The organism is Oceaniferula marina, from assembly GCF_013391475.1.
Classification (GTDB): domain Bacteria; phylum Verrucomicrobiota; class Verrucomicrobiia; order Verrucomicrobiales; family Akkermansiaceae; genus Oceaniferula; species Oceaniferula marina.
In genome coordinates this window covers 321,708-340,570 of record NZ_JACBAZ010000003.1, presented here as the reverse complement: position 1 = coordinate 340,570, position 18,863 = coordinate 321,708, and the positions used below count along the sequence as shown (strand labels likewise).

At 52.4% G+C, this 18,863-nt stretch carries 15 protein-coding genes; 12 read left to right on the top strand and 3 right to left on the bottom strand.

Translation table 11 applies throughout. The features are described from left to right. The first annotated feature begins 11 nt into the window (after positions 1 to 11). The 4 genes from HW115_RS09500 (at position 12) to HW115_RS09485 (ending at position 5,604) form a co-directional block, all read left to right on the top strand. Complete coding sequence (locus tag HW115_RS09500; protein ID WP_178932383.1) at positions 12 to 1,901, top strand: sulfatase family protein; 1,890 nt, start codon at positions 12 to 14, stop codon at positions 1,899 to 1,901. Positions 1,902 to 1,986: 85 nt separating this feature from the next. Continuing rightward, positions 1,987 to 3,486, top strand: a complete 1,500-nt coding sequence (locus HW115_RS09495; RefSeq protein ID WP_178932382.1) for a sulfatase family protein — start codon at positions 1,987 to 1,989, stop codon at positions 3,484 to 3,486. Next, complete coding sequence (locus HW115_RS09490) at positions 3,479 to 4,993, top strand: sulfatase family protein (protein WP_178932381.1); 1,515 nt, start codon at positions 3,479 to 3,481, stop codon at positions 4,991 to 4,993. The genes HW115_RS09495 and HW115_RS09490 overlap by 8 nt, the downstream gene beginning before the upstream one ends. A gap of 35 nt (positions 4,994 to 5,028) precedes the next feature. Next, positions 5,029 to 5,604: a metallopeptidase gene (locus tag HW115_RS09485; protein WP_178932380.1), complete on the top strand. Its 576-nt coding sequence runs from the start codon at positions 5,029 to 5,031 to the stop codon at positions 5,602 to 5,604. A 58-nt stretch (positions 5,605 to 5,662) separates the two neighbouring features. Here the strand turns inward: HW115_RS09485 and HW115_RS09480 are convergent, their stop codons facing one another. Then, positions 5,663 to 5,968: a PEP-CTERM sorting domain-containing protein gene (locus HW115_RS09480; protein WP_178932379.1), complete on the bottom strand. Its 306-nt coding sequence runs from the start codon at positions 5,966 to 5,968 to the stop codon at positions 5,663 to 5,665. 120 nt (positions 5,969 to 6,088) lie between these two features. Between HW115_RS09480 and HW115_RS09475 the strand changes: the two genes are divergently transcribed. From HW115_RS09475 to HW115_RS09465, 3 genes are all read left to right on the top strand, one after another. Then, a complete protein-coding gene (locus tag HW115_RS09475; protein ID WP_178932378.1) occupies positions 6,089 to 6,949 on the top strand; it encodes a DUF4437 domain-containing protein in 861 nt (286 codons plus the stop codon). Between the two features lie 114 nt (positions 6,950 to 7,063). Further along, positions 7,064 to 8,422 carry an alkyl/aryl-sulfatase gene (locus HW115_RS09470; protein WP_178932377.1) on the top strand — a complete coding sequence of 453 codons (1,359 nt, stop codon included), beginning with the start codon at positions 7,064 to 7,066 and terminating at the stop codon, positions 8,420 to 8,422. Continuing rightward, positions 8,419 to 9,588 carry a right-handed parallel beta-helix repeat-containing protein gene (locus HW115_RS09465; protein ID WP_178932376.1) on the top strand — a complete coding sequence of 390 codons (1,170 nt, stop codon included), beginning with the start codon at positions 8,419 to 8,421 and terminating at the stop codon, positions 9,586 to 9,588. The genes HW115_RS09470 and HW115_RS09465 overlap by 4 nt, the downstream gene beginning before the upstream one ends. 15 nt (positions 9,589 to 9,603) lie before the next feature. On the opposite strand, the gene uvrB is transcribed toward HW115_RS09465, so the two are convergent. After that, positions 9,604 to 11,721, bottom strand: a complete 2,118-nt coding sequence (uvrB, locus tag HW115_RS09460; RefSeq protein ID WP_178932375.1) for an excinuclease ABC subunit UvrB — start codon at positions 11,719 to 11,721, stop codon at positions 9,604 to 9,606. 228 nt (positions 11,722 to 11,949) lie between these two features. On the opposite strand from uvrB, the gene HW115_RS09455 reads away from it, so the two are divergent. The 5 genes from HW115_RS09455 to HW115_RS09435 all read left to right on the top strand — a co-directional run bounded on the left by HW115_RS09455 (position 11,950) and on the right by HW115_RS09435 (position 17,722). After that, positions 11,950 to 13,065 carry an AI-2E family transporter gene (locus HW115_RS09455; protein ID WP_178932374.1) on the top strand — a complete coding sequence of 372 codons (1,116 nt, stop codon included), beginning with the start codon at positions 11,950 to 11,952 and terminating at the stop codon, positions 13,063 to 13,065. 87 nt (positions 13,066 to 13,152) lie between these two features. Then, entirely contained in the window at positions 13,153 to 14,688 is a 1,536-nt protein-coding gene (locus HW115_RS09450; RefSeq protein ID WP_178932373.1) for an efflux transporter outer membrane subunit, read from the top strand. Beyond that, complete coding sequence (locus HW115_RS09445; protein WP_178932372.1) at positions 14,685 to 15,371, top strand: potassium channel family protein; 687 nt, start codon at positions 14,685 to 14,687, stop codon at positions 15,369 to 15,371. Before HW115_RS09450 ends, HW115_RS09445 begins: the two co-directional genes overlap by 4 nt. Positions 15,372 to 15,441: 70 nt before the next feature. Further along, positions 15,442 to 16,653, top strand: a complete 1,212-nt coding sequence (locus tag HW115_RS09440) for an HlyD family secretion protein (RefSeq protein ID WP_178932371.1) — start codon at positions 15,442 to 15,444, stop codon at positions 16,651 to 16,653. 10 nt (positions 16,654 to 16,663) lie between these two features. Further along, positions 16,664 to 17,722: a DUF2955 domain-containing protein gene (locus HW115_RS09435; protein ID WP_178932370.1), complete on the top strand. Its 1,059-nt coding sequence runs from the start codon at positions 16,664 to 16,666 to the stop codon at positions 17,720 to 17,722. 78 nt (positions 17,723 to 17,800) lie between these two features. Here the strand turns inward: HW115_RS09435 and arsB are convergent, their stop codons facing one another. Beyond that, entirely contained in the window at positions 17,801 to 18,847 is a 1,047-nt protein-coding gene (arsB, locus tag HW115_RS09430) for an ACR3 family arsenite efflux transporter (RefSeq protein WP_178932369.1), read from the bottom strand. Positions 18,848 to 18,863 lie beyond the last annotated feature (16 nt).

Genomic DNA, 18,863 nt, shown 5'->3' with positions numbered 1-18,863 from the left:
TAGAAGCCGATATGATACGTTTGTTCTGCAACCTGCCTGCTTTGGTTTTATTACTTGCGTCCTCTGTTGCACTGGCGGCCGAGCGACCCAACATTCTGTGGATTACGGCAGAGGACCATGGCCCACATCTCGGGTGTTATGGTGATACCTATGCGACGACGCCCCATCTGGATGCTCTCGCATCGAGATCGATGATCTACACGCGAGCGAGTTCTACGGCCCCGGTTTGCGCTGCGGCGCGCACGACGATCATCACTGGGATGTATGCCCCGTCTCTGGGTGCCCAGCATATGCGGTCGCGGGTGAAGGCTCCGGAGTGGCTGACATTCTATCCGGCTTTACTGCGTGAGGCCGGCTATTATTGTACGAATCGAGCCAAGGAGGATTACAATATTCGGGTGGAACACAAAGGTTGGCACGAATCCTCGTCCAAAGCCCACTGGAAAAGCCGCCCGGAAGGGAAGCCGTTTTTTGCCATCTTCAATTTTACCAAATCGCATGAAAGCCAGATCCGGAATGCGCATCCTAACCCGCAGCACGATCCATCCAAGGTGAGCTTGCCTCCATACCATCCGGATCGACCGGAGGTCCGAAAAAATTGGGCACAGTATTATGATCGGCTCACGGAGGTGGATCGGCAGGCGCAACGCTGTCTGGATGAGCTCAAGCAGGCGGGTTTGGAAGACGACACGATTGTCTTTTATTATGCCGATCATGGTTCGGGGATGCCACGTGGTAAGCGTTATGCCGGTTGGTCCGGGCTGCATGTCCCGATGATTGTGCATGTACCGGAAAAATTCCGGCATCTGGCACCGGAGGGTTATCGTGCGGGTGGCCAGAGTGAGCGGCTGGTTGGTTTTGTCGATCTTGCGCCCACCGTGTTATCTTTGGCCGGAGTGAAACCGCCGGAATGGCAGCATGGGCGTGCGTTTCTCGGAAAATACCAGACGGAGGCTCCCAAGTATTCTTTTGGTTTTCGGGGGCGGATGGATGAGCGGCCGGATGTGAGTCGTTCGCTTACCGACGGACGCTTTGTTTATATCCGCAATTACCTGCCCTTTTTGCCTCATGGTCAGAGATTGTATTACCAAATGCAGACACCTGCGACACGTGTATGGTTCGAGCTTTTTCAGAAGGGGGAAACCAATACCGTGCAATCGGCATTTTGGAAATCTCACCCGGCGGAGGAGCTTTACGATCTGAGCAAGGACCCTCATGAGACGGTCAATTTGGCCGCTGTGCCGGAACATCATCAGACCTTGTTGGCAATGCGACAAGCCCATGAACAACAAGTGGTGAATACCCGCGATCTTGTATTACTTCCCGAACCGATGATGCACCAGCAAGCTGAAAAGTTAGGTGTTACGCCGGCCGAGCTGGCCAAGAAGCATTACGACCCGGAAAGCATCTTACCCTACGCCCGCTTGTCACTGCTGCCCAAGGGTGAGGCGGACAGAGCTTTGGAAAAGTGGACAACACAAGATCTACCCCTGCTGGAGTCATACTGGCTCGCCGTCTATTTACAGACTTTGCCGGAGAGTGACGTGGTGAAGTATGAGGCGTTTTTGCTAAGGACGATGAAGCGGGGAGGCTTGCCGGCTTTGGTCGCAGCCGAAATTCTGGCCCGAAGCCCCCGAAATAAACAGCAGGCCGAACAGGCAGTGCAGCGATTGGTCGCATTCGCGGATACGAAGCAGAGCGATTCCTTTACCAGCATCTATGCTTATAATGCTTTGGATCGTTTGCAGCCATTACCGGAGTCGGTGATAAAAAAACTGGCCAAGCTGAATGCGGTGACCGAGGGCTATGGCGGAAGTTACATCGCACGCATGCGCGGGCATTTGGGGCTGCCGGAACCTGCTCCCACAAAGAAGAAAAAGAGAAAGAGCAACTCTAAGTAGGTAAATCGGGCTCCTTTTATACCCGCTGCGTCGCTCCACCGACATCCATCTATCTGACACGAATCCAAATCATTCAAATAATCCAATGAATATCCATCGAATACTCTTTCTCCTTCTGTTCGCTTGTGTCCCTTGCCTTGCGCAAGGCAATCATCGTAAACCGAATATTATTTTGTTTGTGACCGATGACCAATCGCCGATTGCCGGATGTTATGGCAATGAGGTGATCCAGACACCTCACCTTGATGCCCTGGCCGCGGAAGGGACTCGTTTTACTGAAGCCTTCGCGACGACGGCGAGCTGCTCGGCCAGTCGGTCGGTGATCATGACGGGGGTTCACAACCATGCCAATGGGCAATTTGGCCACGCGCATGATTACCATAAGTTTTCGACCTTTAAGGCGATGGCGTCGATTAGCCTCCCATTGCAAATGAGTTTGAATGGATACCGCACGGCGCAGATGGGTAAGTACCACGTGGCACCGGAATCGGTCTATCATTTTGACCAATACCTCAAAGCGAGCCATCACAATGCGGTTGGCATGGTGGAAGGCTCCCGGGAATTTATTGAGGCCGATGATGAGAAGCCATTTTTCCTCTATCTGGCAACTCATAGTCCTCATCGAAGTGGTGGAGTGGACAAGAATGCGGATGTGGAATTGAAGCCGAATCTGTTTGGGAACCTTCCCGATAAGGCCCACCATCAGGGGGTTAAAGAAGTGTTTTATGATCCGAAGGATGTGTTGGTTCCCGGGTTTCTTCCTGACACGCCGACGTGTAGGGCTGAAATCGCCCAGTATTACCAGTCCTGTTCCAGAGTGGATCAAGGGTTGGGACGGTTGGTGAAGCTCTTGAAGCAGGCGGGTCAATGGGAGAACACGGTGATTATTTTTACAGCGGATCACGGGATGGCCTTTCCCGGGGCAAAAACGACGGTCTACGAAGCTGGCTTGAGGGTTCCCTTTGTGGTGCGTGATCCACGTCAAAAGAAAAAAGGGGTGGTCTCGACCGCGATGATTTCCCACCTGGATATCACGCCCTCCATCCTTGATATGGCAGGCGGATATAATGCAAAAAATCAGAGTCCGAAGAAAATGGCAGCGATCCCCGAGCGGGAGCAATTTGAAAATATGGGTAAAAAACTCAAGTCCTATCAAGGGAGGTCCTGGTTGCCTATCCTGGATCAAACCTCAGTGAAGGGCTGGGATCAAGTTTCCGCATCGCACACCTTCCATGAGATTCAGATGTATTATCCGATGCGCGTGATCCGTGACCGGAAGTACAAATTGATTTGGAATATTGCCCACCATCAGCCGTATCCCTTCGCCACGGATTTGTGGGCGGCATCGAGTTGGAAGGCCCAATACAGAAAGGGGAAACAGGCAACATACGGAAATCGCACCGTGGAATCCTATATCCAACGGCCGGCATTCGAATTATACGACATCGCCAAAGATCCGGACGAAACCAACAATCTGGCAAGCAACCCGGAGTATGCCGAGCTGCTCGAACGGTATCAGAAAAAACTAAAGCAATCCCAGCGGGAAACAAGTGACCCCTGGGTGCTCAAGTGGAATTATGAATAAACAGATTATGAAAATCAGCCAACGATTACGAACAGCCGTTGCCGCGGCATTATTTGGTGCCAGCGGATTCGCGAGTCAAGCTGCAGAGACTTCCGGGTCGGAAACACGCCCGAACATCCTCTGGATTTATTGTGAAGACCTCTCGCCGTGGATGGCATCCTACGGACACCCGGGGAATGCGGGAAAAACGCCGACTCTCGATCAACTGGCGACCAACGGTGTCCGCTTTGAGCGTGCCTACGTGCCAGCTCCGGTCTGTTCCGCGTGCCGGTCCGGTATGATCACTGGTGTCTATCAGACGACCACAGGGACGCACAACCACCGCTCGTCGCGCGATCCGAAAGCGATGATCCAGCTGCCCGAAGGGATTAAGACTTTGCCACAGATATTCAAGGAGAACGGATATGCCACCTTTAACCGCGGTAAAGACGATTACAATTTTCAATACAAGCGAGACGAGCACTACACCTTGGGCAACCCGAAACCCAAGAAGGGTTTCTACGGCAAAAAAGGCAGTGGCCATTGGCGGGACGTGGCGGAAGGTAAACCGTGGTTTGGTCAGATTCAGCTTGGTGGTGGAAAAACAAGCACCAAGGGGCTCAAGGACAAGGTGGACCCCTCTACGATGAAGGTGCCTGCCTATTTTCCTGATGAGGAAATGTTCCGTAAGGAATGGGCACATCACTACGATACGGTGCGAGTAACGGACGGGCATGTCGCCAAAATCATGCAGCAGCTCAAGGAGGATGGTCTGTTGGATAAAACGATTGTGTTTTTCTTTTCCGATCACGGCAACAACCACTCGCTGCGGCATAAGCAGTTTTGTTATGAGGGCGGTGTGCATGTTCCTCTGATTATTTCCGGCCCGGGAATTCCCAAGAATGCCACGCGTCCGGAACTGATGAGCACGCTGGATATTTCGGCCACCACACTGGCATTGGCAGGTATTCCGTTGCCCGATTATCTGGATGGCCAGGACTTGTTCGGAAAGAACCACAAAGCACGTGAGTATGTCATCTCGGCGCGTGACCGCTGCGATTACACCATCGACCGGATTCGGACGGTGCGGACGGAGAAGCTTCGTTATATTCGCAACTTCATGACCGACCGCATCCTGCTCCAGCCGCAGTATCGTGACGGACAAGCACCAACCAAGCGCCTGCGAGAACTGCACGCCAGCGGCAAATTGGGCAAGGTTCCCGAGTGGGCATTTTTTGGCAAGCGACCGAAAGAAGAGCTCTACGATCTGAAAAAAGATCCGGAACAAGTGAACAATCTGGCCGATGACCCACAGTATGCTGCCGAGCTCAAGCGGCACCGAGAGATCTTGGACACGTGGATCAAACAAACCGATGACAAGGGGCAATACCCTGAGTCAAAAGAGGGGATTCAAGCAACCTATAAACGCTGGGGCAAACGCTGCGTGAACCCGGAGTTCGATGCGGTTAAAAAAGAAGCCTCAGTCAATGCTCCGAAGAAGAAGGCTAAAAAAAAAGTCTCGAAGTAAGTGACTACGAACCCGTCCAACTTCAGGGGTGGACGGTGCATGTCGAAAAATCCCTGCAGGGGCACGCACGCCGACAGGAAGCGTTGGACTTGTTGGATGCCAAATTGAGCTATGTGAAAGAGCATGTCCCCGCTGTGGTATTACCTGACCTGATGCAGGTGCCGATTTGGTTGAACAAGGATATTCGTCGCGGAGCCTGCTACCATCCCAACCCGAAATGGTTGGAAGCGAATGATCGGATGCCGGAAAAAGTGCGGACGATCGAGCTACAGAACATCGACAATTTGATCGATTGGTCTGACAAGCAACCGATGATGGTTTTGCATGAACTCGCCCATGCCTATCACCACCGTGTTCATGGTTTTAAGCACCCTGGGATCACCCGGGCATTTCAACAGGCGCAAAAGTCGGGGTCGTATGACGCGGTCATGCATGTGAGCGGGAAAAAGAAACGTGCCTATGCAATGAACAACGAGAAGGAATACTTCGCCGAGCTTACCGAAGCCTACTTTGGTAAAAACGATTTCTATCCATTTAACCGAGATGAGCTCAAGCGCCATGACCCCGAGGGATACCGAATGATCGAGTCGGTCTGGAAGGTGAACGAGTAGCCTTCACCGGTTTTTTATACCGATGTGCGCGGGCTGGGGAATGGAAATGACGGGTGGTCTATCGGCGTCGGCGCAGGATGGAGGCGAGGCCACCCAGTCCCAGAAGAATGCAGGACGAGGGTTCAGGAATGAGGGTCACCGAGGCCCCGGTAATGGTAGTGTCCTGGAAATGCATATTGCCGGTTCCGTCCCACCCGTAGAGGCGGATTTCCACGCTGTCGGTGATGCTGTCCCAATTGGCACCCGTGAAATCGAATCCGAAAGTCTGGGCGTTGGCAATGCCTGATGAACCTGAGCCCGGGGTTCCAATGGGAGTGATGGCGATGAGAAATTGTGTAGTCGCGCGTTCGAGGGATGTTGGCATTGTTGTAGCTTAACCTGGCATGTGACTTCATGTTGACATGACAGCTGATAGTATGTAGCTTCACGGGTTGGTTTTGCATGAGTCCATGCATCGGAATTCTTTAAACGTAAATTACAGCTTATGAAAAATGATCTTTTATTGGTGGTTTGGTTTGGCTTGGCGGTGAGTGCCGGTGCTGAGGAGGCAACAAAAAAGGCTTCAACAGAGAGCGGTGTGGTGACGTTAGGCGATATCGACTGGGGAGCCTTGAACCCAGCCCGTGGGGAGAAAGGACCGAGAGCAGGCAATCTGTGGAACGATCGCACAAAGCAGGCCGCTTCGGGGTTTCTTGTGAAATTTGCCGATGGTTTCTCATCGCCACCCCATATTCACAATGTCACTTACCGAGGTGTGGTGATCAGTGGGCAGGTTCACAATGATGATCCTGAAGCGGCCGAAATGTGGATGCCTCCGGGATCGTTTTGGACTCAGCCTGCTGGAGAAGTGCATATCACTGCTGCAAAGGGAAAAAACGTGCTGGCCTACATAGAGATCGATAGCGGTCCATATCTGGTTCTCCCGAAGGAGAAAGCGGAAGACCTGGGGGAACGGCCGGTGAATCTGGCACCTTCGAATATTGTCTGGTTGTCAGCTTCGGAAACGACCTGGATAGAAAGTCCTTCCGATCAAACGGCCGCGGCTTCTCCTGAAATGGCATTTCTCTGGGGCAAACCCGGCAATGAGACGGTAAGTGGATCGTTTGTCCGATTACCCACGGGATTCAAGGGTGAAATTATCCCTGAAGGTGGGACAATGCATGTTGTGATTGTCAAGGGGGCTCTGACTATTGGGGAAGCGGAGAAGAATACAGCCAAGACGTTGAAGCCGGGTGAATACTCCAGGCTTGAGACCGGCAAGACCCAGCAGATTGATTGTGCAGATGAGCACGGATGTGTTGTTTATGTTCGCGCCCTCGGCAAGTATCGTATTAAAAAACCATAGCTCCGAGCCGGGCAATGGAAGTAAGGCAGCCTGATAGGAATGATCGATTGCTTTACTTTGCAGTGGGGGAAAACTTCGACTTGCAAAAGTCGATGATGATTTTATCACTCTAAGATGAAAAAGGTCATTCTATTTATTATGATCGTGGCTCAGCCATTGTCTGTGATTCATGCTGAAGAATCTCATGCCACCAAGTTGCTTAAGCAGCGATCGGAGCACCTGAAGCCTGTTATCACGAAGGTTTCATCGTCGGTGTATTGTGCATCGGGATACAGTCCGGCGAATATTTCCATGATTGTAGGGCCGGAAGGCTTGGTGATTGTGGACACCGGGATGTTTGCTGACCACGCCAAGGCCGTATTGAAGGAATTCAGAAAAACATCCGATCTGCCGATCAAGGCAATCATTCTGACACACGGCCATGGTGATCACACCGGTGGAGCCTCGGTTTTTATGAGCGAGGGTGAAGGGGTGCCGGCGATTTATGCACGGACTCCTTTTAATACGGAGGGGAATCACTTTGATGACGGAGGTGTTACCATCAATGGACTACGAGGAGCTCGGCAGGGCGGATTCCGATTACCTCCGGAAAAACGAATCAACAATGGGATTGCACCAGCAGTGTATCCTCCCAAGAACCGCAACGTCTTTATCGGAGATCCTCCGGTTCCGACAGAAACGTTTCGAGACGGGCGGAAGAAGATCAGCGTTGCGGGGCTTGAACTGGAACTGGTTGCCGCACCGGGTGAGACAACGGACCAACTTTACGTTTGGTTTCCCAAAGAGCGTGTGGTGTTTACCGGAGATAATTTCTATCAATCATGGCCAAACCTCTATGCCATTCGTGGAACCGCTTACCGTGATGTCCGGGGGTGGATCCGGAGCTTGGATATGATGATCAAGGAAAAGCCACTTCATGCGGTGCCCGGCCACACTCGGCCGATACTCGGGGAAAAACAAACGGTTGAAGTTTTGACGAATTACCGCGATGCACTCCAGCATATCTTTGACAAAACGATCGAGGGCATCAATCAGGGAATGACTCCTGATGAGTTGGTCTCCTATGTCGAATTGCCCGAGCACTTACAAAATCTGGATTACTTGCGTGAATACTACGGGAACATCGAGTGGGGGGTGCGTGCGATTTTTACTGGTTATCTGGGATGGTTTGATGGTAATCCGACACATTTGTTTTCACTGCCACCGGCTGAAGAAGCCAAGCGTATGGTCACGTTGGCTGGCGGAGAGCCAGCGCTACGTAAAGCGGCCAAACAAGCCTTGGCTGATGACGATGCGCAATGGTGCGCCGAGTTATGTGATCACCTTCTCGCGTTGCATCCTGACGATGCTTCCGCCCGCACGTTGAAGGCAGAAGCGCTGGAAATGCTTGCTGAAAAATTGGTCACAGCGACGGGGCGAAACTATTACCTCACCGTTGCCCAGGAACTTCGTAAACCATCATCCAAGGAATGATGAGCAAGAGTCAAGCCGCATGGCTGTGCAGTTGGCTGCTGTTTTGTTCCGGATTTGCCTGTGGTGAAGTCCTCAAGGTGGATAATACGGATGAACTGCGCAGGCAGTTGGGACGATTGAAACCTGGAGTAACACTCTCCCTCGCCCCTGGAAACTACGGGAATGGATTTTGGATTAAAAACGTCAAGGGAACCAAAGATCGGCCGATTCTGATTACGGGTGCGGATAAACAAAACCCACCAGTGTTCAGCGGGGGGAAGGAAGCCCTGCACTTTGTGAACTGTCATTTCATTACGCTGCAAAACGTTCATGTCTCTGGCTGTTCAGCGAATGGGATCAATGCCGATGATGGAGGTTCTTATGATTCGCCGTCGACGGGCATGCGATTCGAAAATGTGAGGATTGAGAATATCGGACCGAGCGGAAATCGCGATGGGTTGAAGCTCTCGGGACTTGTTCAGTTTGTAGTGAAGGGTTGCTCGATTTCCGGTTGGGGCGGATCAGCGGTTGATATGGTGGGATGCCGCGACGGCATCATTGATCAATGCCAGTTCAGGGGTAAACAAGGGTATTCCCAGCAGAGTGGCATTCAGGCCAAAGGGGGAAGTGAAAGAGTCACCATCATGCGCAGCTTCTTTAAGGACGCCGGACTCAGAGCTGTGAACCTTGGCGGGAGCACGGGCTTGAAATTTTTCCGTCCCAAGGCAAAGGGTTACGAGGCGAAGGAGATCAAAGTCCAGGGAAACTACTTCGTCGGTAGTATGTCACCGGTTGCCTTTGTGACTTCTATCAAGTGTGAGGTGCGCATGAATACGATGGTGTATCCTCAAAAATGGGTCGTGCGCATTCTTCAAGAGCAGCCCACAGATACCTTCCAACCCTGTCAACAGGGAGTGTTTGAAGCGAATCTGGTTGTTTATGACAAGCGGGTGCAGACATTTGTGAATGTTGGCCCGAACACGAAGCCTGAAACCTTTGACTTCCATAAAAATGCTTGGTTCTGCAGTGATGGTGACAGGCGCCCGTCACTGCCGGTCAAGGAAACAGAGGGCGTCTATCAGGTCGACCCAATGCTTGAGCAAACACCTACATTCAAATCGAAAGTAAAGAGCCGTGACCGCCGCCTGTCAGGTATCGGTGCCTGTGCGTTTAAAAAAAGTGAGTAATGCCGTCGCTGCTTGCTATTGCTGCTTCTGCAACTGCTTGATCTGGTCCCGCAGGTGGGCGGCACGTTCGAACTCCAGTTTGGCTGCAGCTTCCCTCATTTCCTCTTCGAGTTCGGCAATCACTTGCACAGCATTGTAGCTGGCTTCGTCCTCGGCAACCATTCCCTGATTGAGGGTGTTGGCATCATTCTGGGTCGATTGGTATTGGCTGAGGCTTTCCTGGACCGCGCGGATTACCGAGGTGGGGGTGATACCGTGTTCTTCGTTGTAGGCAATTTGCCGCTCGCGGCGGTAAGCACTGATCTGCATCAGGGTTTGGATGGAGTCGGTGACCTCGTCACAGAAGAGCACACACTCGCCGGCGACATGACGGGCTGCCCGGCCCGCGGTCTGAATCAGGGAGGTCTCGTTGCGCAGGAAGCCTTCTTTGTCGGCATCGAGGATGCAGACGAGTGAAACTTCCGGCAGGTCAAGTCCCTCTCTGAGCAGATTGATTCCCACGAGGATGTCAATTTCTGCGGCTCGTAGAGAGCGCAGGATTTCGACCCTCTCGATCGCACCGACATCAGCGTGGATGTAGCTTACCTTGAGTCCGGTTTCCTTGAGGTAGTCGGATAGGTCTTCAGCGGTTTTTTTGGTCAGGGTGGTGACCAGCACCCGCTCTCCGCGATCGACGCGTTCGCGGCACATGTCGATGGTTTCATCGATTTGTCCTTTGAGGGGTTTAAGTGTGATCACGGGATCCAGCAGTCCCGTAGGTCGAATGATTTGTTCGACGATGAGGTTCGATCCTGCCGAGCTGACATTAAAATCATCCACATTCTGATCAGCACCACTCGGGCGGATATTTTTTCGGATTTGTTTCAGCGCCTGGGCGGCGGATAATTCGCCCCGTTTCCATGGGATGTAGCGTTTGTTGTCGGGTCGGGAATTGATAAATTCGAAGGGGCCCGGCGTTGCCGAAACATAGACTCTCTGCTTGGTCATTTGCATGAACTCCTTGAATTGGAGCGGGCGGTTATCCAGCGCGCTGGGCAGGCGGAACCCATGATCCACGAGTACCGTCTTGCGGCTTTTATCTCCTTCATACATACCGCCGACCTGAGGGACACTGACGTGGGATTCATCCATCAGCAGCAGGTAGTCGTCCGGAAAAAAATCGAGCAAGGTGTAAGGTCGGGCACCGGCATTGCGTCCGGTTAGGTGGCGTGAGTAGTTTTCAATTCCCTGACAGAAACCCATTTCCTGCATCATCTCGATATCGAAGTCGGTGCGCATCCGGATGCGTTGTGCCTCGATCAGTTTGTCGTGCTTTTCAAACCACTCCACTCGCTCGGTGCACTCTGCTTTGATGGCGTGGATGGCACGGTTGAGCTTCTCTTTCTCCGTAACAAACTGTTTGGCGGGGAAAAACGTGTGGCTGTCGAGTGAGCAGATCCGGTTGCCGGTCAGGACATCGATTTCCGAGATGCGTTCGATTTCGTCACCAAAAAATTCAACCCGGATGGCGGTATCTTCCAGATAGGCCGGGTGGACTTCCACGACGTCGCCACGGACCCGGAATTGCCCCCGGGAGAAGGCGATGTCATTGCGTTCAAACATCAGGCTGACCAGGCCGGAGAGAAAATCTTCGCGGTCGAGTTCGTCACCGGTTTTGACCGGTAGCATCATGTTCTGGTAGTCCTCTGGAGATCCTAGGCCGTAAATGCAGGAGACCGAGGCCACGACAATCACGTCCTCGCGGGTGATCAATGAACCCATGGTGCTGAGCCGGAGTCGTTCGATCTCATCGTTGATCGAGCTGTCTTTCTCGATGTAGGTGTCGGATCGTGGGATATATGCTTCAGGTTGATAGTAATCGAAATAGGAGACGAAGTACTCGACCGCATTGTTGGGAAAGAAGTTTTTTAGCTCCGAGTAGAGTTGGGCGGCGAGGGTTTTGTTGTGGCTCATCAGGAGCGTCGGCTTGCCGATGCGTTCGATGACATTGGCCATGGTGAATGTTTTGCCGGATCCGGTGACGCCGAGCAGCGTCTGGTGGGCATTACCTGCTTGGATCGATTTGACCAGCTTGTCGATGGCCGGGGCCTGATCGCCGGAGGGCGCGTATTCGCTGTGGAGTGTGAAGGACATGGCGTGGAAAGGATTCTAATCCCGGGACTAAAGATTGGAAACCACGAATCGACAAGAACTTGTTCCTTTCAACCTTTTAACCAGAGAGACATGACTTGTTAGTCCGAGTTTGGGATGATCACTTCGTTGGAAAACGCATGACACAAGGACGGAGATTGCAACAAATGGGATCTTGACCTTTATCGAGGGTTATGCAATATGATCTTTGTTCCAACAATTTTACCTTATATGAGCACTCCATCCGCCCCTACTGACAAGCAATTTGTTAAAAATGCCATCGACGCTACAATCAAGATAAGCCTGTTGGCAATCATGGTGGTCATTTCCTATAAGATCATTCAGCCCTTTATCATGCCGGTTGCCTGGGCTGTGATTATTGCAGTGGCTTTGGGGCCATTCGTTGAAAAGATGATTAAGGTCATGGGCGGGCGGCGCAAACTAACGATTACTTTGTTTACTTGCCTTGCTGTTGGATTGCTGGTGGTCCCCACTTATTTTCTCGCAGCCGAAACCTTTCATGTGGTGCAGGAAGTTGCCCAAGACTTAAAAAACAACGAATTGGATATTCCTCCTGCGCCGGAAAAGCTGGCGGATGTGCCATTGGTCGGGCAGAAGCTGACCCATGTGTGGAACACCGCATCCAAGGATTTGAAGCAGGCGATCCAGGATACGGCTCCACTTGCAGCGAATACTTCCAAGTTCCTGTTGGGCTCGATCGGGGACGGATTGGGTTCGGTGTTACAGTTTGTGATTGCCTTTATCATCGCCGCATTTTTCATGTTAAACCCGGCAAAAGGCTTTGCGGCATCTAGCAAGGTGATCACCAGTGTGGCCGGTGAACGCGGTGAAGATTTTACGAAATTGGCTACGGCCACAATCCGAGGGGTGATGAATGGCGTGGTTGGCGTGGCCTTGATTCAGGCCATTCTGGCAACGATCGGGATGGTGATCATGGGGATTCCCGCTGCAGGACTCTGGGGCTTGTTGGTGATGGTTTGTGCCATTGCCCAGTTGCCGCCAATCATCATTCTTGGACCGATTGCCGCCTGGGCTTTTTCCGCATACGATACTACACCAGCTGTGATCTTCCTGATCTGGGCATTGCTGGTGAGCGGATGTGACGGTATTATTAAACCTGTGTTGATGGCCCGGGGGCTAGACACCCCGATGCTGGTCATTTTGCTGGGTGCGATCGGGGGCATGATGCTTTCCGGTATCATCGGCTTGTTTGTCGGAGCGGTTGTTTTCTCCATCACCTACACCTTGTTTATGGCCTGGGTGGAAGAAAAAGTGGATGAGGTGGAGGCGTCCTCGGATGATGAGGAAGCTCAGGAGCCGGCTTGAACCACGCGAAATTCCTTTGATGGCGGGGAGAATCTCTCTGCCACGTATTGACCTTCTGAGAAACTTCGATATGAATTGTTCAAGATTATGAAATATTCACCCATTCTTCTTGCGGCACTGCCAGTGATGCTGGGCAGTTGTATGGTCGGCCCGAATTATTCTGAACCCGTCAGCGACTTGGAAGCTGCTTGGAATGAATATGATGCGAGCCTGGCCAAAGGTCCCGGTGCCAAAGTCAATATGGCGTGGTGGACCCAATTCAATGACCCGACGCTGAATCAACTTGTTGAGTCCGCCTACAAGCAGAACCTCGGCTTGCGCACAGCAGCCCTGCGTATTCTCGAATCCAGAGCTCTTTTGGGCATTACGCATGGTAATATGTTCCCTCAGAGCCAGACACTGGGCGGTGACCTTTACCGTACCCGCCAGTCGGGTAACCCGCCAGCCAACCAGTATGTCACTTCGGCCACCTTTGGCTTTGATGCGGCGTGGGAACTCGACTTCTGGGGTAAGTTCCGGAGATCCATTGAATCAGCGGATGCCAGCCTGATGGCGGATGTCGCCGATTACGATGATGTGCTGGTGACCTTGACCGCGGAGGTCGCCAATACCTATGTAAACATTCGGACGCTCGAAGAACGGATCCGTTTGGCGTATCAAAACGAGAAGCTGCAGAAGGACTCACTGAAGTTGGTGGAGCTCCAGTTTGAAGCTGGAACGGTGACGGAACTGGACGTACTTCAGGCCAAGACCCTGCTCACCACGACTCAGGCGCAAATACCCAATTTCCAATCGTCCCTGATTCAATTTCAAAATGCCTTGTCCGTGCTGCTTGGCGAAAGCCCCGGAGGCTTACGCGATACTCTGAAGAAGAGTAAGGGCATTCCTCAGGCACCTGTGAAGGTAGCCGTAGGGCTTCCCGCTGAATTGTTGCGTCGTCGCCCTGATATTCGCCGGGCTGAGATGACCGCTATTGCGCAGAGCTCCCAGATCGGAGTGGCCAAGGCGGACCTCTATCCGAGCTTCACGTTGATTGGGTCGCTTGGCACTTCTTCGTCGAATGCCGGAACTGCGGACCTCGATGATATTTTCAACATTGAAAACTATGGCTTCACCTTTGGTCCGGCATTCCGTTGGAATATCCTCAACTACGGTCGTATTAAAAATAACGTCCGGGTGCAGGATGCCAGGTTCGAGCAGACGATCACCGTATATCAAAACACGGTGCTCAATGCGGCCCGTGAGGTTGAGGACGGAATGACTGGATTCGTGCAGGCTAAAAAAGAAGCCGCTTACGTTCGTCAGGGAGTTGCAACTTCGAAGAAGTCATCCGAGTTGTCCATGCTACAGTATAAAGAAGGCCTTGCCGATTATCAGCGGGTGCTCGATTCTATCCGTTCCTTGACGCAAAAGCAGGACCAGTATGCCGCCATCCAGGGAAGCATCGCAACGAATCTGATTTCGATGTACAAGGCTCTCGGAGGTGGATGGGAAATTCGTGACCGGACTCAGGCGATCCCAGGGGATGTCAAAGAGAAGATGAAGAACCGGACGAACTGGGGTAAGATGCTGGATGATCAGGCTCCCCGTGTTGAAGGTGCAAAAGCCAGTGACAATGAATGAAAACCATGAAAGGCCGGAAGTCAGAAAAACAGTTTACTAGGCTACTGGCCTTTCTCTTGGCGTATTTGTTTTTGACGCCATTTATTCCCCAAAACTCCTGGACCACGGTGATCGTCCAGATCTGGTTGTCGGTCACCTTGTTGTTTGCCGCCAGTGTTGCGCAGAACAAAAAGAAGCATCGCACGCTGATTGTGGTTTTGGTGCTGGTTGCCGTGTGTTTGCATTGGTTGGGGATTTACGAGGTTTTGCCCTTCAGTGGAGAAGGCGCCTTGTTTCTATTCGTTGTATTTTATGCTTTGCTGATTCATGCCTTTGGGAAGCGACTGATCCGGGCCCGGCATGTGACGGGCGAGGTGATCATGGTTGCGCTGTGTATCTATTTGGTTATCGGCTTGTTATGGGGTGCCGGTTACGCACTGATGGATGCCCTGTCGGGTGGTACTGCCTTTGGTGGCACCCTGTTGGAAAATGTACAGACGAGTAAGCTGCATTTGTATAACTATTTCAGCATGGTGACTCTGACCACGCTGGGTTACGGCGACATCACACCTCAAATTCCTGAAGCGGCATCACTTTGCCAAATGGAGGCGATTATCGGCCAGTTTTTTACCGCGGTTCTCGTCGCCTGGTTGGTTGGCATGTATGGCAAACCCATGGGGCGTCAACAGCCTGAGCAGGAGTAACCTCCCCAAACTCTTTTCTTCTTCACCCTTTTTTTATCACCCTGAATCATTTTAACCCAGCGATTGTACGATGAGCACCGAGAAACCAGAAAGCACCCCGGAAAAGAGCGCCAAAGAAAGCGATAAGGCTGAGGCCGGAGCAGAAAAAAAACCAGCTCCAGAGGCTTCCGCCAATGACAAAGCTCCTGCAGCTGAAAGCAAAAAAGAGGAAGGAAAAAAGAAAGATCCGATCAAATTCTGGACCCGCACCACCTTGATTGTTCTGATCGTGGTCTTTGTCGGTCATATCCTCAGTGACAAGTACGTGCCTTATACTTCGAATGCCCGTGTTGAGGCCTACGTGGTGCCCTTGGCTGCCCAGGTCTCCGGGCAGTTGTCCAAAGTGTATGTCTCCAACAACCAATTGGTCGAAGAAGGAGACAAACTCGTGGAAATCGATGCCGCCAAGTATGAACTTGCCGTCCGCCAGGCCCAGGCAGACCTCCAGACCGCTACTCAGGCGTCCGATGCCGATACCGCTTCGGTGATGTCGGCTCAGGCCAGGGTGACTGAAGCAGAAGCCAACTTGCGCAACGCCCAAGTCAAAGGCGAGCGTATCATCAAACTTGCCCGGCAAGGCGCTGCATCAAAGTCGCGCGCCGACGACGCCCGGTCACGGATTGCATCGTCCGAGGCCAAACTGGTGAGTGCCAAGTCCGAGTTGGAAAAAGCCAAAAGTAACCTAGGGGCGACAGGTATCGACAATGCCAAGGTGAAGCAGGCGCTGGTGAACTTGGAAAAAGCCCAGCTGGATTTACACCGCGCGGTGGTGCGGGCTCCATCCAAGGGCATCATTGCGAACTTCACCGTGGATGTTGGCCATTACGCCAACGTCGGTTCTCCGATCATGACCTTTATTTCGGTTAAAGACGTCTGGATTCAGGCAGATATGCGGGAAAACAGTCTGGGGAATATCGAGTCCGGTGACAAGGTGGAGATCGTACTCGATTCCGCACCAGGCAAGGTGTTTGCTGGTTCGGTCCGCAGCGTTGGCTGGGGGGTGTCTGATGATACCCAGAATCAGATGGGAGGTTTGCAATCGGTGAAGCCGACATCGGGCTGGCTGCGTCAGCCACAGAATTTTCCGGTGATCGTGGATTTTGAGGATATGGAAGCATCGAAAGGGTTCAAGCGTGCCGGCGGACAGGCCAACGTGATTGTTTACACCGGAGGGAACCCCTTGCTCAATGGTGCAGGTAAAATCTGGATGTGGACGATGAGCAAACTTTCCCACATTTATTAATTTTCCACGGATGACATTAGCCAACGTCCGCGCATTGCGCATCAGTCTAGGAGCAACGCTCGCCGTAGCGGTTGCTTATGGGGTGGCTTGGCCTTTGTCCTACATTATGCCGATTTTTGCGGTGATGTTCCTTTCCATGCCCGGGCCGTGGTTTGGGTGGAAGATGGCGATTCAGATCATACGCAGGCTGTCTTCCGGGCTGTTGATGGGCTTGATCATCAGTGAGTTTTTCCTGCGGATGCCACTGGTTTGTGTGCCGTTGTATGCGTTGCTGTTCTTTTGGATCTTTTTCAAGGATGCCACCGCACCTCCCTTGGCAACGATCTTTATGACCATGGGCATCACCATGGTGCCGATTCTCGGACTCCAAACTTCGTTGGGTTCGCATTTTATTGTGACGTATTTGTTCATCAGTATGTCTCTGGGCTTTGTCTTCACCTGGCTCGGGCATCTGTTTATCCCCAATCGCCTCGCAAAGATCGATCCCAATGCGCCTCCTCCTCAACGTCCGGCCCCGCCACCGACGCCGTCGCGAGAAGAACGCGCCCGTCTGGCTCTGGTCAGCACGGCAGTGGCAACGTCCGCGGTCTTGATTTTCTTTGCTTTCAACTTAGCGCAGTATGCTCTGGCGATGTTCTATATCTGTATGATGGCAAGCACGCCGAATACCAATGCGAGTATCAAGGTGCTTAAGGCTAACTCCACAGCTTGTTTGATTGGCGGGATTGCCATCGTGATTGTCTATAATTTGTTAGTTTGTGTGCCGACCTACGACTTTTTGGTCGGCATCACCTTGCTCTTGTCCTTGTTTTTTTCCATCAAGATGACCTCTGGAAAGCCGAGTGCCGCTGCCTGGACATCAGGGTTTACCACTTTTCTGGTCTTGCTCGGTAGCTCGACCGGTGGAGACAGCAGTGCAAGTTCCACCTTCTATCTGCGGATTGCCCAGGTTCTCTTCGCCGGGATATTTTGTATTGGAGCCATCATTGTCACTGAACACCTGATCCAGCGTAGCCAAGAGAAAAAGCGGTGGAGATTGATGGGTAAAGCTCTCAATAGCGGAGCTTAACTTTCTTCCTCGAGGCCAATCAGCCCTGCCGTTTGTGTCGCTGTTCAACGTTGAAATGGTTGTTAGGATGGTGGTTTATTAGCCTTTGGTTGGGAACCAATGCGTCGTGCGGTTGGCGAACTTGACAAGGGCGAGCATGATGGGGACTTCGACCAGGACTCCGACGATCGTGGCGAGGGCAACCGGTGAGCTTGCTCCAAACAAGGCAATCGCCACGGCCACGGCTAATTCGAAGAAGTTCGAGGCTCCGATCATGCCGGCAGGTGCGGCGACGTTGTGCGGGAGCTTCATGGCCTTTGCGGCAAGGTAGGCGATAAAGAAGATGAGCACCGTTTGGATAACCAGAGGTACGGCGATCAGGCCGATATGCAGTGGGTTCGCCAGAATGGTTTTGCCTTGAAAGGAAAAGATGATGACCAGAGTGAGTAGCAATCCGGTGATCGTCGTGCCATTGAACTTGGGCAAAAAGGTATGTTCAAAGTATTCCTTTCCTTTGGTGTTGAGCATGTGGGCCCGGGTGAGGATGCCGGCGGCCAAGGGGATGACGACAAAAAGTAGAACAGAGAGGATGAGTGTGTCCCACGGAACCTCGACATTGCCGATGCCGAGTAGGAATTTGACGATCGGGACAAAGGCAAAGAGAATGATGAGATCGTTGGTTGCCACTTGGACAACGGTGTACGCCGGGTTTCCTCTGGTGAGATGACTCCAGACAAAGACCATCGCGGTGCAGGGGGCCGCTCCCAGGAGCACGGCACCAGCAAGATAATCCTTCGCGAGGTCGGGCGGGATAATGGCTTTGAACACAACATGGAAGAACAGCCAGGCAATACCAAACATGGTGAAGGGTTTGATCAGCCAGTTGATGACCCAAGTGAGGAACAGTCCCTGGGGGTTGTCCCTGACGTGTTTTACGCTCTTGAAGTCGACCTTCATCATCATGGGGTAGATCATGAGCCAGATCAGAACCGCAACCGGAATGGAGACGTTGGCGTATTCGAGTGAGCCGAGGAAATCCGGGATGGCGGGAAGGTAGCGGCCAATAAGGATGCCACTCGCCATACAGAGTACTACCCATACCGTGAGGTAGCGTTCAAAAAAACTGATTCCTGAGTTTTTGTTCATGTGTCCTTTGGGTTGT

Excerpts from the sequence above, each read along its gene's own strand:
- HW115_RS09500 (WP_178932383.1), top strand. The coding sequence starts at position 12 with ATGATACGTTTGTTCTGCAACCTGCCTGCTTTGGTTTTATTACTTGCG.
- HW115_RS09495 (WP_178932382.1), top strand. The coding sequence starts at position 1,987 with ATGAATATCCATCGAATACTCTTTCTCCTTCTGTTCGCTTGTGTCCCT.
- HW115_RS09490 (WP_178932381.1), top strand. The coding sequence starts at position 3,479 with ATGAATAAACAGATTATGAAAATCAGCCAACGATTACGAACAGCCGTT.
- HW115_RS09480 (WP_178932379.1), bottom strand. The coding sequence starts at position 5,968 with ATGCCAACATCCCTCGAACGCGCGACTACACAATTTCTCATCGCCATC.
- HW115_RS09475 (WP_178932378.1), top strand. The coding sequence starts at position 6,089 with ATGAAAAATGATCTTTTATTGGTGGTTTGGTTTGGCTTGGCGGTGAGT.
- HW115_RS09470 (WP_178932377.1), top strand. The coding sequence starts at position 7,064 with ATGAAAAAGGTCATTCTATTTATTATGATCGTGGCTCAGCCATTGTCT.
- HW115_RS09465 (WP_178932376.1), top strand. The coding sequence starts at position 8,419 with ATGATGAGCAAGAGTCAAGCCGCATGGCTGTGCAGTTGGCTGCTGTTT.
- uvrB (WP_178932375.1), bottom strand. The coding sequence starts at position 11,721 with ATGTCCTTCACACTCCACAGCGAATACGCGCCCTCCGGCGATCAGGCC.
- HW115_RS09455 (WP_178932374.1), top strand. The coding sequence starts at position 11,950 with ATGAGCACTCCATCCGCCCCTACTGACAAGCAATTTGTTAAAAATGCC.
- HW115_RS09450 (WP_178932373.1), top strand. The coding sequence starts at position 13,153 with ATGAAATATTCACCCATTCTTCTTGCGGCACTGCCAGTGATGCTGGGC.
- HW115_RS09445 (WP_178932372.1), top strand. The coding sequence starts at position 14,685 with ATGAAAACCATGAAAGGCCGGAAGTCAGAAAAACAGTTTACTAGGCTA.
- HW115_RS09440 (WP_178932371.1), top strand. The coding sequence starts at position 15,442 with ATGAGCACCGAGAAACCAGAAAGCACCCCGGAAAAGAGCGCCAAAGAA.
- HW115_RS09435 (WP_178932370.1), top strand. The coding sequence starts at position 16,664 with ATGACATTAGCCAACGTCCGCGCATTGCGCATCAGTCTAGGAGCAACG.
- arsB (WP_178932369.1), bottom strand. The coding sequence starts at position 18,847 with ATGAACAAAAACTCAGGAATCAGTTTTTTTGAACGCTACCTCACGGTA.